1 pseudogene is annotated in these 475 nt (G+C 65.5%); it reads right to left on the bottom strand.

Annotated features, from left to right (window positions below):
• Positions 1-50: 50 nt before the first annotated feature.
• Positions 51-475: pseudogene (locus AC1DIH_RS28190) on the bottom strand (type VI secretion system ATPase TssH); the annotation flags it as partial.

Below are 475 nucleotides of genomic sequence, written 5' to 3'. Positions count from 1 at the left end.
GGGTATCCCCCTCCGGGCCGTTTTCTTGTACCGGCAGATTTGCCAGCCGCTCAGTCCACCATCTTCCCAAACGTGAACGCGCCGTCTTCGTAGTCCACCGGGATCACGTCCTTGGCGGCGAACTTGCCTTCGAGGATGGCGCGGGCCACCGGGTTCTCGATCTGCTGCTGGATCGCGCGCTTCAGCGGCCGGGCGCCGAACACCGGGTCGTAGCCTGCGCTGGCAATCTTCTCCAGCGCCGCCTCGGTCACGTCCAGCGTCATGTCCATGCGTGCCAGACGTGCCTGCAGCCGTTGCAGCTGGATGCGGGCGATGGACTCGATGTGCTGCTGGTCCAGCGAGTGGAACACCACCACCTCGTCGATCCGGTTCAGGAACTCGGGGCGGAAATGCGTGCGCACCTCCTGCCAGACTGCGCCCTTCACCACGTCCTGCGGCTCGCCGGACATCGACTGGATCAGGTGCGAGCCCAGGT

It is taken from the genome of Pseudomonas sp. 05N36, assembly GCF_056397385.1.
Note: the sequence above shows the minus strand (reverse complement) of the source record. Positions and strands in the feature narration are given on the sequence as shown.